This window comes from Cytobacillus spongiae, from assembly GCF_021390075.1.
In genome coordinates, this window is the sequence record NZ_CP089997.1 from 2,490,208 (window position 1) to 2,506,178 (window position 15,971).

At 39.2% G+C, this 15,971-nt stretch carries 18 protein-coding genes; 4 read left to right on the top strand and 14 right to left on the bottom strand.

Annotated features, from left to right (window positions below; all coding sequences use genetic code 11):
* Nucleotide 1 precedes the first annotated feature (1 nt).
* Nucleotides 2–1,723 carry a nickel-dependent hydrogenase large subunit gene (locus tag LS684_RS12630; protein WP_233806429.1) on the bottom strand — a complete coding sequence of 574 codons (1,722 nt, stop codon included), beginning with the start codon at nt 1,721–1,723 and terminating at the stop codon, nt 2–4.
* Nucleotides 1,720–2,793, bottom strand: coding sequence for a hydrogenase small subunit (locus LS684_RS12635; RefSeq protein ID WP_233806431.1), 1,074 nt, complete (start codon nt 2,791–2,793; stop codon nt 1,720–1,722). The genes LS684_RS12630 and LS684_RS12635 overlap by 4 nt, the downstream gene beginning before the upstream one ends.
* 339 nt (nt 2,794–3,132) lie before the next feature.
* On the opposite strand from LS684_RS12635, the gene LS684_RS12640 reads away from it, so the two are divergent.
* On the top strand, nt 3,133–3,990 hold the full coding sequence (locus LS684_RS12640; RefSeq protein ID WP_233806433.1) for a gluzincin family metallopeptidase: 858 nt from the start codon (nt 3,133–3,135) through the stop codon (nt 3,988–3,990).
* Nucleotides 3,991–4,058: 68 nt separating this feature from the next.
* Here LS684_RS12640 and tatC read toward each other — a convergent pair whose 3' ends face one another.
* From tatC to ilvA, 3 genes are all read right to left on the bottom strand, one after another.
* Complete coding sequence (gene tatC, locus LS684_RS12645; RefSeq protein ID WP_233806435.1) at nt 4,059–4,823, bottom strand: twin-arginine translocase subunit TatC; 765 nt, start codon at nt 4,821–4,823, stop codon at nt 4,059–4,061.
* A gap of 104 nt (nt 4,824–4,927) precedes the next feature.
* Nucleotides 4,928–5,125, bottom strand: a complete 198-nt coding sequence (gene tatA, locus LS684_RS12650; protein WP_233806437.1) for a twin-arginine translocase TatA/TatE family subunit — start codon at nt 5,123–5,125, stop codon at nt 4,928–4,930.
* Between the two features lie 576 nt (nt 5,126–5,701).
* Complete coding sequence (gene ilvA / locus LS684_RS12655) at nt 5,702–6,973, bottom strand: threonine ammonia-lyase IlvA (RefSeq protein ID WP_233806439.1); 1,272 nt, start codon at nt 6,971–6,973, stop codon at nt 5,702–5,704.
* Between the two features lie 176 nt (nt 6,974–7,149).
* Here ilvA and LS684_RS12660 point away from each other — a divergent pair, with 176 nt between their 5' ends.
* On the top strand, nt 7,150–7,377 hold the full coding sequence (locus LS684_RS12660; protein ID WP_233806440.1) for a hypothetical protein: 228 nt from the start codon (nt 7,150–7,152) through the stop codon (nt 7,375–7,377).
* Nucleotides 7,378–7,488: 111 nt separating this feature from the next.
* Here the strand turns inward: LS684_RS12660 and LS684_RS12665 are convergent, their stop codons facing one another.
* The 4 genes from LS684_RS12665 to LS684_RS12680 form a co-directional block, all read right to left on the bottom strand.
* Complete coding sequence (locus LS684_RS12665; RefSeq protein WP_233806441.1) at nt 7,489–8,214, bottom strand: lysophospholipid acyltransferase family protein; 726 nt, start codon at nt 8,212–8,214, stop codon at nt 7,489–7,491.
* Between the two features lie 154 nt (nt 8,215–8,368).
* Nucleotides 8,369–8,851, bottom strand: a complete 483-nt coding sequence (locus LS684_RS12670; protein ID WP_233806442.1) for a dihydrofolate reductase — start codon at nt 8,849–8,851, stop codon at nt 8,369–8,371.
* The gene (locus LS684_RS12675) at nt 8,848–9,642 is read right to left on the bottom strand and encodes a thymidylate synthase (RefSeq protein ID WP_233806443.1); all 795 of its coding nucleotides are present in this window, start codon (nt 9,640–9,642) and stop codon (nt 8,848–8,850) included. The genes LS684_RS12670 and LS684_RS12675 overlap by 4 nt, the downstream gene beginning before the upstream one ends.
* Before the next feature lie 82 nt (nt 9,643–9,724).
* Nucleotides 9,725–10,426, bottom strand: a complete 702-nt coding sequence (locus tag LS684_RS12680; protein WP_233806444.1) for an anthrax toxin lethal factor-related metalloendopeptidase — start codon at nt 10,424–10,426, stop codon at nt 9,725–9,727.
* A gap of 41 nt (nt 10,427–10,467) precedes the next feature.
* On the opposite strand from LS684_RS12680, the gene LS684_RS12685 reads away from it, so the two are divergent.
* On the top strand, nt 10,468–10,845 hold the full coding sequence (locus LS684_RS12685) for a GIY-YIG nuclease family protein (RefSeq protein WP_233806445.1): 378 nt from the start codon (nt 10,468–10,470) through the stop codon (nt 10,843–10,845).
* A gap of 100 nt (nt 10,846–10,945) precedes the next feature.
* Here LS684_RS12685 and LS684_RS12690 read toward each other — a convergent pair whose 3' ends face one another.
* Nucleotides 10,946–11,545, bottom strand: a complete 600-nt coding sequence (locus LS684_RS12690) for a TerD family protein (RefSeq protein WP_233811644.1) — start codon at nt 11,543–11,545, stop codon at nt 10,946–10,948.
* 204 nt (nt 11,546–11,749) lie between these two features.
* On the opposite strand from LS684_RS12690, the gene LS684_RS12695 reads away from it, so the two are divergent.
* Nucleotides 11,750–11,992, top strand: coding sequence for a hypothetical protein (locus LS684_RS12695; RefSeq protein WP_233806447.1), 243 nt, complete (start codon nt 11,750–11,752; stop codon nt 11,990–11,992).
* Between the two features lie 312 nt (nt 11,993–12,304).
* Here LS684_RS12695 and LS684_RS12700 read toward each other — a convergent pair whose 3' ends face one another.
* The 4 genes from LS684_RS12700 to LS684_RS12715 all read right to left on the bottom strand — a co-directional run bounded on the left by LS684_RS12700 (nt 12,305) and on the right by LS684_RS12715 (nt 15,958).
* Entirely contained in the window at nt 12,305–13,078 is a 774-nt protein-coding gene (locus LS684_RS12700; RefSeq protein WP_233806449.1) for a TerC family protein, read from the bottom strand.
* Between the two features lie 159 nt (nt 13,079–13,237).
* Nucleotides 13,238–13,834 (bottom strand): YpjP family protein, encoded by a 597-nt coding sequence (locus LS684_RS12705; RefSeq protein ID WP_233806451.1) that lies wholly within the window; start codon nt 13,832–13,834, stop codon nt 13,238–13,240.
* A gap of 807 nt (nt 13,835–14,641) precedes the next feature.
* Nucleotides 14,642–15,424 (bottom strand): class I SAM-dependent methyltransferase, encoded by a 783-nt coding sequence (locus LS684_RS12710; protein WP_233806453.1) that lies wholly within the window; start codon nt 15,422–15,424, stop codon nt 14,642–14,644.
* A 99-nt stretch (nt 15,425–15,523) separates the two neighbouring features.
* Nucleotides 15,524–15,958 carry a BrxA/BrxB family bacilliredoxin gene (locus tag LS684_RS12715; RefSeq protein ID WP_233806456.1) on the bottom strand — a complete coding sequence of 145 codons (435 nt, stop codon included), beginning with the start codon at nt 15,956–15,958 and terminating at the stop codon, nt 15,524–15,526.
* Between the last annotated feature and the right edge of the window lie 13 nt (nt 15,959–15,971).

Consider the following 15,971-nt stretch of genomic DNA (forward strand, 5'->3'; position numbering starts at 1 on the left):
CCTAACCGATTCTAATTTCGGTAGATTGTTTCGTTTCGAGATCTGTTAAATGCACGGCACAAGCTAAGCAAGGATCAAATGAATGGACAATTCGTAATATTTCTAATGGCTGTTCTTTATTTAACAACGGCGTACCTTTTAAGGCCGCTTCATATGCACCTATTTGATTTTGATGATCTCGAGGAGATGCATTCCAAGTCGTTGGTACAACAGCTTGATAATTTTTCGTTTTTTGATTTTCAATTTCAATCCAATGACCTAATGCACCGCGGGGGGCTTCCATCCAGCCAACTCCTTGCGCTTGCTTCGGCCATGTGCTTGGCTCCCATTTTGTTCGATCAAAGGTAACTTGATTGCCATTCTTAATATTATTAAATAATTCATCCATGTCATTTCGCATCCAATTGGAAACAAGGACACTTTCAAGCCCCCTCGCGATTGTCCTTCCGAGGGCAGATTGCAGTGCGGTAAGAGGAATATCTAGCTTTTGCAGAGTCTCATCCACAATCTGAACGATTTCTTCCTTTCCTGCTGCATAGCCTACAATCATTCGAGCTAATGGACCTGTTTCCATTGGTTTCTCTTTCCAGCGTGGTGATTTTAGCCAGCTATACTTATCCTCTGTATTTAAGGTTTTAAATGGCGCTTTTGGTCCTGTGTAGTTCAGAGAAGTTTCCCCTTCCCAAGGATGCAATCCATGCCCACCTTCTTTCCCGTCATACGTATACCAGGAATGATCGATAAACTCTTGAACTTGCTCTGGGTCCTTTAAGTCAACGTCATGAACCTCTTGTAAATTACCATCTAAAATAATTCCTCTTGGGAATCTATATTTCTCCGTTTCATAGATGCTTCCTGTTGAGAAGTCACCATAGCATAGGTAGTTGTTCAGCCCTCCACCATGTGTCCAGTCTTTGTAATACGAACCGATTGCCAACAAGTCTGGAATATAGACCTGATTCACAAACTCCCTAGCTTGATCGATAATTTGCGACACATGCATAAGTCTCTCAGCATGTACTCCATTATCGCTATTAATATCAAGAGGTGTCGCCATCCCGCCTACTACATAATGCGGATGTGGATTCTTCCCTCCAAATATCGTATGAATCTTTACAATTTCTTTTTGCCAATCAAGGGCTTCTAAATAGTGGGCCACTGCCAATAAGTTGACTTCTGCAGGAAGCTTATAAGCTTTATGACCCCAATATCCATTCGCAAAAATTCCTAGCTGCCCACTATCGACAATTTTCTTCACTTTATTCTGAACATCTTTAAAGTACCCTGGAGAAGATTTTGGCCAGCTTGAAATCGACTGGGCAATTCTCGATGTTTCATTTGGGTCTGCCTTTAATGCATTGACAACATCCACCCAATCTAGGGCATGAAGATGATAGAAATGCACTACATGGTCATGTACAAAAATAGCCTCATTCATTATGTCGCGTATGAGATGAGCATTCCGAGGAATTTGAATCTGCAAAGCATCTTCAACAGATCGAATCGAAGCAAGTGCGTGAACGGTTGTGCAAACTCCACAAATTCTTTGCACATATGCCCATACATCTCGTGGATCCCGATCTCTAACGATTAGTTCAATTCCACGTATCGCTGTTCCAGAGCTATATGCATCTTGAATCATTCCTTTTTCATCTATATCCGCTTCTATTCGTAAATGACCTTCTATTCTCGTAATTGGATCTACTACTATACGTTCACTCATTCTTCTTCACTCCGTTTGTCATCACTCTTTTTCTTAATTACAGTCGCTGTAGCATGTGCAGCAACACCTACTGCAGTTGCTGCCATTGCCGCTAATCCAACTTGGTCAGGATTAATGGTCGTTTGTGAGCTTGGAATCTTCGCTCTTCGTACAAAGAAAGGTCCATTATCCCAGAAACCATTTTCAGAGCAGCCGATACATGGATTTCCAGATTGGATCGGATAGCTTACGCCACCATTCCAACGCATTTCAGCACAAGAGTTATAAGTGGTTGGTCCTTTACAGCCTAGCTTATAAAGGCAATAGCCTTGTTTCGCCCCTTCATCATCGAATGATTCAGCAAATAAGCCTGCATCAAAATAGGCACGGCGATTACACTTATCGTGAATACGGTGTCTGTAAAAAGCTTTCGGCCTGCCTAGATGATCGAGTTCTGGCATCTGTCCAAATGTAATTAGATGAGCAATTACACCAGTCATGACCTCTGCAATCGGCGGACAGCCTGGCACTAAGATCACTGGTTTATTTTGAACAAAGCTTGTGATTGGCTTTGCCCCAGTCGGATTAGGATATGCAGCTGGGATTCCTCCCCAAGAGGCACAACTTCCATATGAAATGATTGCCTTTGCCCCTTCTGCCATTTCAAGAAATGTCTCTTTCGCATCATGGCCAGCAACCGTTAAATACCCAGCATCACCTGGTATACTTCCTTCAACAGCAAGAACATATTCTCCCTCATAATCCTTTAACACCTGCTTCATGGCCGCCTCTGCTTGATGACCTGATGCAGCGGATAACACCTCTGAATACTCTAAGGAAATCATATCCAGTAAAACGCTTTCAGTTTTTGGGTGTGTTGAACGAATAAACGATTCAGAACAGCCCGTACAATCTTGGAATTGCAACCAAATGACCGGCAATCTCCCTTTCGTTTCCATTGCAGCTACTAGTTGATCCGATTGGGAAAAATCTAAACCAAGCGTTGCTGAAAGAGCTGTGCACATTTTGAGAAAGTCACGTCTAGTAAATCCTTTTTCTAATACTGTTTCATATACCGTTTTTTTCTTCATCCCAATTCCCCCTCCCCCATAACAAAAAAAATCAGAAAACAGATATCAGCGATAATTTAGCATACTCTCACAATCTAGTCTGTTAATTTTCTAATAATTCACAAAGTTTTCTTAACTATATCAACAAGGTGATTGTATTACATTCTCTGATAACAGAAGTTGTTGTAACAGAAATCAAGAAAGCCTCTGTTTACCAAAAATTGAAGTTCTCAAAACAATAGGTATTTCTAGTTAGGAAAGTCACTTGAGCTAGGAGTAAAACGAAACTTTTGAACCACCATGGACGTATAGGTAAAAAACTTACTTTTTTTAGGAGGATTTAAGTACAATTTACGAGGATTGTTTTTTCTATCATTCTTATTTGTGTCTGCTTGTTCTGAGGATTCAGCCGTTCCAAAAGAGAAGGAAACTGAGGATGAGCAGATCATCGTGACGGAGGATGGGATGGTCACCTTCAAAATCTATAATACGGCCAAGGTTTCAGAAGAAAGAATTGAAACTTTCAAGCAAGAAATTAGTGACGCATATCATGTCATTCAGAGCTCGATTCAAACGAGCTACATTCCATCAGAACATATTAACGTCATTCTCAATAAAGGAAACCAACCATCATGGGGGTTTAGATCAGAAATTATCCTCTTTTCTGATAGAAGAAATGAATATCCTCTCGTACATGAACTCACACATTCCTTGCTTGGCTACGGAAACAATTTTGACGATAATATGGGGTATTTGACCCAAGAGGGATTTGCGACCTATATGGAAGATCAACACGGGGGACAATTCTCTTATTCCCATAAGTTAATGAAGTATTTTACCGATTCAAACAAAGTCATTCCACTGAGTAAATTAACTGACCTGAACCAAGACGAAGCCTATTTCCGTCCTGCTTTAGTAGAGCAGAAAGACTACACGCTACAATGGATGAACTATACACATTCATGTTCCTTTATTACGTATTTAATTGATACATATGGATTGAAGAAGTTTGAGGAAATATACAATCAAGATCGCTTGTCTGAAAAAATAAAAGACGTTTATGGAAAAGAGTTAAATGGATTAGAAAAGGATTGGTTAGATTTTATTCAGACTACACAAACTGAACTAACCAATGAGGATAAAATGAAAATGGGGTATTTTTATGATGCTGTAGAGGCGATAGATCAAATTGATTACAGCATTTTTATTAGAGAATGATAGAAAAGACAACAGGGGCATAGAATCAAACCAGATTCCATGCCCCTGCGATCCAATTGAAAGTTAGTCTAGCTTACTTCCTTTTCTTCTTCTGCAAGGCCGAATTCCTCCGTCCATTTTTGCTCCTTTTTCAGCTTCCGCTTATACACAACCCTTGATAAGCTTAAGCTAATTTCATAAAGTAAAAATAATGGGATGGCAACCATAATTTCGGACATTAAGTCAGGTGGCGTGATAACGGCCGCAACAATGACAAGTGCAAAATACGCATACTTTCGAACTTTTTTTAACACGTAAGGATTAATGATTCCGATTGAAGTTAAAAACATTACCACTGCAGGTAATTCAAATAGAATACCAAATGGAATCGTCATGCTAAAAATAAACTTAAAATATTTCTCCGCTGTAAAGTTTGTCGCCATCATATCCTCGCCAAGTGTCACTAAAAAATCTAAAATAGATGGCAAAATGACAAGGTATCCAAATGCAAGTCCAACAAGGAAAAGGACGAACAGAGCTGGGATATAGGATAATGAGATTTTTCTTTCCAGCGGCTTTAATGCTGGCTTTACAAATAACCAAATTTGCAGGGCGGCTACTGGTATCGTTATAGCCACAGCAAAAACGGTGGCGAGCATCATATAAACCCAGATGATATCGCTTGGCCCAAGTGCAATCAGCTTCACGTCGAGGTCACGAACGAACCACTTATAAATGTCTTTTACATATATAAATCCAACTATGAAAAAAACCAAGAAAAACCCGACTGTAATTATCAGCCTTTTTCTTAATTCTCCTAAATGGTCTACTAAATTTAGTTCTTTATCTTCCATAATCAAATCCCCTGTTCATTCCAATTAAGTGATGTACTATTCGTTATGAAAGAATAGAAGAAAAAACTTCTAGTTAAAAAAAGGTGTAAGAATAAATCTCACACCTATTTAGTAAGGTCCTTCTTCTTATCATCTTCAAATTCTTCCATTACGTCACTTGTCAGTTCACGCGTGGACTTTTTAAATTCCTTCAGTGTTTGGCCAAAAGCACGTCCGATTTCTGGTAATTTCTTCGGTCCAAAAATAATTAATGCCAATACAAGAATTAAAATTAATCCAGGAACTCCGATGTTTGAAAACATGTAGAACATCTCCCTTTAATAGACTAGTGAATCTACATTGATTATAGTACTTTTCTTCAATTGTTTGGGAATTTCTTATTAATGTTCATAAGAAGTTCACATCTCAGAATATTTACCAGCTTTTCAAGTCCTTTTATCTAAAATTAGAAGTGTAAAAGTGAGGGATATCACTGACAAAAGGAGTCATGAGCATGCTTTCCATACCATTTGGGTATTTGGTATAGCGTTTGATTTTCGGACACGATTTTGTCCAACGTTCGTCCGGGGCACACCAAAAAGACTGTAAGCAACAGGATTTGCTTACAGCCCGAAGTAACTATTTATCACTCTTTTTTTAGGCTCTTTTCTTAGTGGTTGTTAGTTTATACCAGGTATAATTACCTTGCTAGCAGCTTAAAACGGAAGAATGAGAAGCGCCTGCGAGAGCAGTGGGACAGCTGAGAGAACCCAAAGTCGAAAGCCCCAAGAGGATAACCTCCTTCCCCCGCGGAAAGCTAGTATCCTGGTGCGGAAAACTGCCCATGTGTCAATTCCAACAATAAATAAGAGAACAGCCTTTTCTTATCATCCTTTTGCTTATACAAGCAAATGAAATAAATTACTATCTTTATTTACTTCCATAAAAGTAAATCCCTTTTTCTCCATTCTTTGTAGCAACCCTTGATAATCAGATGGGTGCTTTAGCTCTATCCCTACTAATGCAGGTCCATTTTCTTTATTATTCTTTTTCGTGTATTCAAATCTTGAGATATCGTCTGTTGGACCTAACACCTCATCTAAGAATTCTCTTAAGGCTCCTGCACGCTGGGGGAAATTAACGATGAAATAATAGAGTAAGCCTTCATAAAGGAGAGAGCGTTCTTTAATTTCCTGCATTCTACCAATGTCATTGTTTCCACCGCTTACAATGCATACCACCGTTTTCCCTTTGATTTGTTCTCTGTAGAACTCAAGTGCGGCGATTGATAAAGCTCCTGCAGGCTCCGCTACAATTGCATGCTCATTATATAACTCCAAAATGGTTGTACAAACCTTTCCCTCGGGAACGGATACAATATCTTCGACGGTTTCCTTGCAAATGGCAAAGGTCTTTTCCCCAACACATTTAACTGCAGCGCCGTCGACAAACTTATCAATATTGTCTAGTACTGTAATTGTCCCATTTTCTATCGATTCTTTCATTGAGGATGCCCCTTCAGGCTCCACTCCTATGATGCTTGTTTGTGGGGAAACGCTATTTATGTAAGTACTCACACCAGCTAACAAACCTCCACCGCCAATGCTTCCGAACAGGTAATCCATTTTCTCATCACAATCATTCAATATTTCAACAGCTACAGTTCCCTGGCCTGCGATGACTTTTTCGTTATCAAAAGGATGAATAAAGGTTCGATTTTCTTTTTCTGCGCACTCGACAGCACTAATATAAGCATCATCGAAGGTATCACCAATTAAAATGATTTCGACGTATTCCTTGCCAAACATTTCAACCTGGCTAATTTTTTGCCGGGGGGTTGTCGTGGGCATGAATATTTTCCCAAACACCCCTAATTGTCTGCATGCATAGGCTACACCTTGAGCATGATTTCCAGCGCTTGCACAGACAACTCCTTCTACGACATTTTCTTCCACCAAACACTTCATCGAATAATATGCGCCTCTTAGCTTAAAGGAACGTACATGCTGTAGATCTTCCCTTTTTAAGTAAACTTGGCATTCATACTTTTCAGATAGCCGCTCATTTTTTTGTAACGGTGTGTGGGCTACAATATCCTTCAATTGCTGGTAGGCGATTAAAATATCCTCTAGCTGTACCTTTTTCTGACCTGTCATCACCTTCTGCTCCATAGATCCCACCCTCATTTCTAATCCATTTAATTTGTAAATTATAACATGGAAATTCCATGAAACAAGATTATTTTTATAAAATTTACATAATTCAAACTACTAATCTGAATAGTTTAGGTTTATTCCCGCATATAATAAGCAAAATAAGGAATATGGAACATAGGGGGCGTTAATAAATGGAGTTTAACCTTTGTAGTTTAGAAAGTGCTTTGCCTGTGGAAATTACGATTGATGAGGATAATGGGAGATATATGATCCGTAAGAGCGATACGAGCGGGGAGTTTTTCAATGAAGCTAGTGAGTTGATTGAATGGATTCGCGCGAATTTAAAGGTTGATGAATTTTGTGACCCAACAGAATACTACGAGATGATGAATCAATTGAGTACGTATGTAGCTGACTAGTTACACTATAAAAACATAAGCGCCTTTGCATTTCTTCACCCATTATAACAATAGGTATCGAGAATCCACTCGATACCCTTCGAAGAGACTCTCCTTGTAGAGTCTCTTTTTTCACGATGCCTTCTTTTCCTTTGCGAGGTCATTCATGATCAGTTGTTGAACCTCAAATGCAAGCTCCTTTAAGTCCTTGTCCTCATAGCTTGTAATAGCGGGGAGAACGGATACTTCGATGGCAGCTGGTTTAATGAAACGACCGTTTTTCTCAAAGACATTTGACGTTCCCTTGATTGAAATAGGAACGATTGGTACACCTGCATCTTTTGCTAGACGAAAGCTTCCCGCTTTAAATTGACCCATTTCTCCTCCCTTACTTCTAGTCCCCTCAGGGAAGATGACAATGGAGTGACCGTCCTTTAACAGACTGACCCCTTCACGAATGGAACGAATGGCTTGGCGGCGATCCTTTCGATCTAAAAAAACACAATTCATTACTTCCATCCATGCTGAGATGATTGGCACTTTCTTAACTTCCATTTTTGATATAAAGCCAAAAGGTTTATTAATAAAACCTAGTAGTACTGGAATATCGAAATTTCCTTCATGATTGCATATAAATACAACAGGACCTTCAGGGATGTGATGCTCTCCGTTTACCGTCACATCTGATCCAGTTATGCGCATAATCACTCTTGACCATTTTTTTGGAACCGTGTGAATGATTTGATCTCTTTCCGCAACAGACAATTGTGGGTTTAATCTTTTCATTTTCGCTAATTTCGGTAGGCTATAAATTAAATACCCACTCATATACAAAAAACATGTAATTAATCGAAGCATATGATTCCTCCTGATGCTGAATGATGAAAATAATAGCTGAAAACCATGTATGAAGTGAAATGCACTTACCCCATTCCACCAACATAATTGACTGAATCATGAAACACCTACTAATAACAGCAAGAAAAGCAGCCTGATTTCGACTGCTTTCCCCTTATGCTTTTTCGTAGATTTGAAACTCATAATCATAAGGATTTTGCTCATTTTTAATACCTTTCTCTTTTGAGACGAGCTTCCACTCGTTCCTATCAAAGCTTGGGAAAAAAGTATCCCCATCAAAGGAATGATTAATTTGCGTCAAATAGAGACGGTCTGCATATGGGAGAGCTTCTCTAAAAATCTCTGCCCCACCAATAATAAATAGTTCGTTTTGAGTCTGTGAATAGTGTAGAAGCTCTTCAATGGAATGAAGGATCTTACATCCTTCCTGTTCATAATTTTGGTTTCTTGTAATAATCACATTTTCTCTTCCAGGCAAGGGTTTTCCAATCGATTCAAATGTTTTTCTCCCCATTGCAATAGGATGGCCCATCGTCGTTCGTTTGAAAAATTTCAAATCCTCTGGTAAATGCCAAGGAAGCTGATTGTCTTTCCCGATGACACGATTTTCATCCATTGCCCACATTAACGAAATCATATACTCACCACACCTTTAATATGAGGATGTGCTTCATAACCTTCTAACGTGAAATCTTCATAAGAAAAGCTAAAGATATCCTTCACTTCTGAGTTGATTTTCATCTTTGGTAGGGGCTTTGGCTCTCTTGTAAGCTGAAGCTCTACCTGTTCTAGATGATTTTGATAAATGTGAACATCTCCGAATGTATGAACAAACTCTCCAAGCTCCAATTCACACACTTGTGCAATCATCATCGTAAGCAGTGCATATGAAGCAATATTAAATGGCACTCCTAAAAATACATCTGCTGATCGTTGATAGAGCTGACAGGATAGCTTCCCTTCCGAAACGTAAAATTGGAATAAGCAATGGCATGGCGGTAGTGCCATTTTAGGAATATCCCCTACGTTCCATGCGTTTACGATCAATCGTCTTGAATCTGGATTCGTTTTCAATTGGTGAATCAGCTCTGAGATTTGGTCGATGGTTTGGCCATCAGCCCCTGTCCATGAGCGCCATTGATGACCGTACACCGGCCCTAATTCACCCTTTTCGTCTGCCCATTCATTCCAAATACGGACACCATTTTCTTGTAAATATTTCACATTTGTGTCTCCATTTAAAAACCATATCAACTCGTGAATGATTGATCTAAGATGAAGCTTCTTTGTCGTTACGATCGGAAATCCTTCTTGTAGGTTAAATCGCATTTGATAACCAAATGTACTAATCGTTCCTGTACCTGTCCGATCTTCCTTTCTTACACCATTCTTTAACACATGCTCACATAATTGTAGATATTGTTTCATGTCATCCCGCCCTTTTCGACAAAACTATCTACTTATTTTAACTTTTATAAGCTAAAAAAAAAAGACTAGAATTCTATCCTTTCTAGTCTAATGTCTTCATAAATTCATATGTTTTCGGCGCTGTACTTTTCAAATGTCTCCGGGGTGCTCCCCCTAAATAATACATGGCAAAAGCTTCAGCAAAGTACTCTTCAGGGAATGTAAGGAAGTACGGTCTATTTTCAAATAGCTTCCTCTTTTCTTCCTTCCATATCGATAAAAATTCTTGATTGTAGCGGATTTCTTGATAAACATAGCGATCAATAGAATGCGCAAGCTCATGTAATTCTAGATTAACGGATCCATGTCCCATCCCCTGTTCGCTATGACCAATTTTTACTAGAACTGTTTTGGATCCACCAATTCCAGGAACATCATCCCATGTAGTGTTTCCTTGATAGCCTCTTGGAATAATCCCACGAAGGTGCTGCGCAGTAGGATTATCGGTTAACTTGCCAAGAAACAACTTCAGCTTTATATGGTGCTCATGCACCTTCTCTAATAATGTGGAAGGGAGATTATCCACTCTCGAGATGATGGAAGCTGCCTCTATTTGATCAAATGGTTCATCTGGTAAAATAACAATATGCCCTAACGATTTGGGGGAATTTAGCACAAGAGCTTGCTTTAACTCCGAATGTTTTGGATAATACTTTAAATAGATTCCGTCGATGGAAGCCTGTGAGTTCCCTAATAACGTCAGGGAGATGACGAAGACTACCAATATAAGGAGCCATCTTTTCATGGACACTCTCCCTTTCTGACTTTTCATGGAGGTAATTTTTTATGAAAAAAAACATGGATCCTACGCACACATTGTATGCCATTTTTCTTGAAATAGAGTCTAATAGATTGATTCAAGTTGGAAAATTAGGTGAATTTCTTTTTCAAAGAGGGACTTATATATATGTTGGTAGCGCCAAACGCCATATCGAAAAGCGAATTGAGAGACATAAACGCTTACATAAAAGGTTCAGGTGGCACTTTGATTATTTGCGTCCTTTTGGTGAAATTACTAAAATTATAACATATGAGAGTTCTTTAGAAGAGTGCCAATTGTCTGACAAATTAAGGAAGGATTATAACGGAGAATATCCTGTTAAAGGGTTTGGGTCCTCTGACTGTAAGTGCCGGTCCCATTTAATCTTCGTAGGGGGAAACTAGCTGCCCAAATACTAAATAAACGGGAAATGAGTTCATCAGCTAAGTGCTAGCGAAGGCTCATTTTCCGTTTATGAAAAGGCAGTCTTTCTATGCACCTTTCTTATAGATACATCCTTGCCAGCTCATTAATGGTAGCTGCTTTCATTCCTTCTCCAACAGCCAAAAATTCCCAACCGCTTTCTTTCCGATAAATCTCACCAACTAGTAAACTCGTATGAAGGGTTTGATCATCTGTTAAATTATACTTAATCAATTCTTGGTTCGTTACTGAATCAACAATGCGAATATAGGCATTTTGGATTAACCCAAAATGCTGCTTTCGCTTATTAGAATCATGGATATTGACAACAAACACGAGCTTTTGAATGTGTGGAGCGACTCTACTCAAGTCAATGATGACTTGCTCATCATCTCCTCCTCCTGTTCCCGTTAAGTTATCACCTGTATGATGAACACTTCCGTCTATGCTAATGAAATTCCCAAATGTAATCACATCTTTACTACCCGCTAGCTTCTCATCATGTCCTAGCATAATAACAGAAGCATCACAATCAATATTTTCCTCATCGGAATATCCAAAAAATGTTTGGAAAAATCCTCTCTTAGCAGGAATAGCTGGATCCCATCCTAGTCCAACCGTAATATTGGAAATCCCTTCCGTTAAATGGGCTATCTCCCCTTTATGCATATATGTTCCCATCATGATCATCCTCCAATTTGTACCGAACGTGTCGAAAATAGTACGATTTCGAATACTACTTACTACGATTATTCATAGAAAAGGTTTCAAACCCACACACACATTCTCTCCGTTCTCCACCAGTCTTAAGAAATTTGCTATTCACTTCACATGTAAGTCGATTATTGCATATGGTGAAGTACACACATAAGGTAGGTGGGAAGGATGAAACGACCATTTGAAAAAGAAACTAACCGAGATCTGGAGCTTGTTCTAGACGTGATGTGTTCTAGCTATTTTGTATTTCTAGACTTATTTGTATTGTCCTTTATTATTTCATTTCTTTCCTTTTCATTTCACCAATCACTTCTTTATTCCATTTTATGGTTCTGTTTCATCTACCTCATTGGAAGCGGTGTATATATGCTCCTTTATTACATGATAAAGAAAGATTTACCTAAAAAATGAGCGGAAAGATTTCTGATAAGACTCTGGAAAAACTCAATTTATCTTAAATGAACGAGCTTGTGGATTGGGGGTTTTTTTTCCCATATCGAAAGCCAAGCTAGGTGATTGGAGCGGAAGGCGCTTGAATAGTGTTACAGCCAAGACTCCACAGGCCGAATGACGAGGAGGCTTGCCGAACGCTCCCCAGGAATGCAAGCAACAGGAGCGGAAATTTTCACAACCCATCTAAAAATATACCAAAAAGGAACCGAATATGCTCTCGATTCCTTTTTCTGACTATAACTATACAATTAGAGTGTCGCCTGTCCCCTCTTATCCATTACTCTCTTGAGCGGCTCTCTTTTTGTTTCTAGCATGAACCACAAATGTTCCAGCAAATGTAAGCGCCAGTAACATAAAGAAATAAATATGATCAATATGAACCCCAAAGACACTTAATAGCATCTTTACTGCAATAATAAGAATCAATACATAAGCAGCTGTTTCAAGCTCCGGAATACGATCAATTAAGTTAAGAAATACTCCAGCTACACCACGCATCATTAAGACACCTAGCATTCCGCCGAGTAAGAGCACCCAGATTTCTTCACTAATACCAAAGGCAGCTAACACACTATCAACGGAAAAAGCGATATCCATCAGCTCGACAGCTGCTACGGTCCCCCAAAATGTTCCAAATAAGCGAATTAACAGACCACTTTGATTAATTCCTTCGACATCTTCATGCTCTGCTTCAGCATGCTTCTTTTTATCGATAAAGTACTTGATGGACAGCCATGCTAGGTAACCAGCTCCTAGAATTTTCACCCACCAGAGTTTTATTAAAAATACACCAATTCCTATTGCAATGAAGCGGAAAACATACGCACCAAGCAGACCGTAAAATAACGCTTTTTTCCGTTTCTCCAGTGGTAAATGCTTTACCATCACAGCAAGAACTAATGCGTTATCTGCCGATAATAGACCTTCTAATATGACTAATGTACCGATCAATCCCCAGCTAACCGGATTTGTTAATACTTCTGCCCACATTTCCCAATTAAAAAATTGAGCATATGTATCGATGATTCCTTGCAATATGGCCATGTTCTTTTGTTCCTCCCGAATGTCTCGCATTTTTAACGAATAGAAAGACTCGGAAAATTAAGCCGAGTCTTTCTGTTTCCCTTGTTCATCTAAAATTACTATAGCAAAAAGCATAGAAAGAAGAATAGCATTTTCTTTCCGATGAGGTTACTCCTCACATCAGCTCATCCATTTAGGCGGGGTGTTTTTATTCCAATAGATTGAGCCTAAATCATGATGTGTCTGAAACTGATCTTGGTATGTGTGATAATGAAAATTGAACCAGTGTCCTTGTTGTGGAGGGTTGTCTCTCCTTACATGGAAGCGAATGATGTCTTCTTCAGTTGTTTCATTTTTGATATGAAAGATTTTCTCAGAAAGTCCTCGACCTGGCACTTCAGAAATGGTTAATTTCAACATTTCTTCATCTGTATAAGTAGCTGTTACATTTGAGATGGCTTCTTCTATTTTTGGCAAAATGTATCCGCGGAATTCGTCCTCAATTACCGGTTTAATTCTCTGACCAAATTTCAAATAGGACTGGTTTTCTGCCTCAACTAATATTTGGCTCATATAATCTTGTCGACTTGGGATCTCGGCCTGTGTGCTATATATGCTTTCTTTATATACTTCAGTCCCTTTTGATTCGAATATATCACGTTTCGTCGGTTTGTTTGGATTTGAAGTTTCAAATAGAAAGTCCTGTGACGGTGTAACCATTCCAAAGGTTAGAATGGTTACCATTACGACTAATGATTTACGAAGCCAAATCGGCATAACTTTCTTCCCCTTTTTCACTTTCTTCTTCAGAAGTTATAGATTTTTATTAATGACTGTTTCCGTATACATGGTTGCTTTGAAACATGGGCAGTTTTCGCTCCAGGGTACAGCTTGCCCCGGGGCGGGCGAGTTAGCCTCCCTCGGCTTCGCCCGTGGGTTCACTTGTCCCACTGCCTCAGCAGAGGTCTCGTATCCTTCCGAACCAAACTGCTTGCCTTCGTATAAAGAACGGGATTTCCCCTAGCACAAATCAACAATCTTTTAGAAAATAGCCTATTTAAAAGACTATTAGAAAGAAAACCATTTAATGATTCATATATTCTATTATACTCCTTTTATAGACAAATACAAAAGTGATTTGAATGTTTAGCAAATGAATTCATTGGGAATATAAAGATTATATCTACTTTACAAAGCTTGCTTCATATTCGTTCTGATATTTTATACAAAACAGGTAAAGCTATGAATGGATTTACGCGAAGAAAAACGAAAGGTGGGATTGCATGGAATTATCGGTTCTTATGACGATCGTAAGCGTGATTTCTCTAGCTTACTTTGTATTTTTAGCTTTTACAGATTAACATGTGAATTCATTATCATCGTGTGGGTGGCGAACGTCAATCGGGGATTCCCATATTTTTTATGAATCTACGAGCGAGGAAGTTCATTCCAATGTTGCTAGAGGAGAAGAGGAAGGCACTCGTGTTTTTTGAAGCCTTCACTCTTTCTCATTTCAAGGAAGATGCATATAGTATCTAGCTCACTCCATTTTCCTCAATGACTCGACTCACTTTTTAAAAACTTTCAGTCTCGGGGTTTCTCAAGAAACCCGTAGTGGAATTTGGCTGATTTTCTTGTGATTACGTTGAAACCAAACTTCTGAAAACGGCTGCTTTGATAATGGTCTTTTAAAACGACTCGCCGCTTTGCCACTCTTAATGCCTCATTTACGAGATGATCCGTCATTTCATGATAGACGGCAAATTTGGATAAACCCTTGATTCCAACTGAGGTTACGATACTTTCTTCAAACATTGGATCAAAGTAGACGCAATCATAGCTATTATCCGGCTGCTCTTTAAGGAAATTCTCTGCAAAACCTGATATCACTTCTACTCTTCGCATCGCTTCATTCATTGATTGAATGCCAGAATCCCAATCCTGTAACCCTTTCTGAACAAGAAAGGCTATGTATGGATTTCCTTCTATTCCTACTACTCTCCCAGTGGGACCTACAACATAGCTTGCTGTTACACTATCTGATGCAAGCCCTAATGTACAATCAAGAATACTTGAGCCCTCTTGTAGCTGTGCCACTTCAATAAATGGATCATGCTCATTTCTGACAAGCCGTTTCAATCGAAACATGGCCGAATTGGGATGGAAAAAGAATGGATCCGCCTCTCCGTATGGAAATAATTCAATTCTGCCTTTTCCAACCACTATGACATCACTTTGATAGACCGATTGAATGGAGGTCACCGATTGCTTTTTTCTTGTTACATAGGTGGAGCTTAATATGTTTGCTACGTGCTTCGCATATTGCTCCGTTTGTTCATCTGCTCTTGCTGATGTCGTGACGATCATTTATTATAACCTACTCTTCCGTATAAAATTGACATAGAAATAAAGAAAACTATTCCTCATAGACAAACAAAAAGGACGTCAAATGACATCCTTTTGTCGTTAACAATGTGCTTCAAACGCTGCTAATAGGTTCTCCATAATGGCTTCCATTGAATGGTCTTCAATATCATAGCGATGGATGAAATGAACAACCTCTTTTCCTTTTAATAGCGCCATTGATGGAGACGATGGCTCAAGCCCTTCAAAGTACTCGCGCATTTTAGCTGTCGCTTCTTTTTCCTGTCCAGCGAATACCGTTACAAGGTGGTCTGGTCGTTTTTCAGCACGCAGGACAGCTTGTGTTGCTGCTGGTCTTGCGAGTCCTGCTGCACAACCACATACCGAATTCACCACAACTAATGTAGTCCCCTCAGCTTTCTCCATAAATTGTTCCACCTCTTCAGGTGTTAACAACTCCTGAAATCCTGTACGAACAAGCTCTTCTCGCATCGGTTTCACCATTTGCTTCATATATTCTTCATATGCCATTGACATATCATCATCCCTC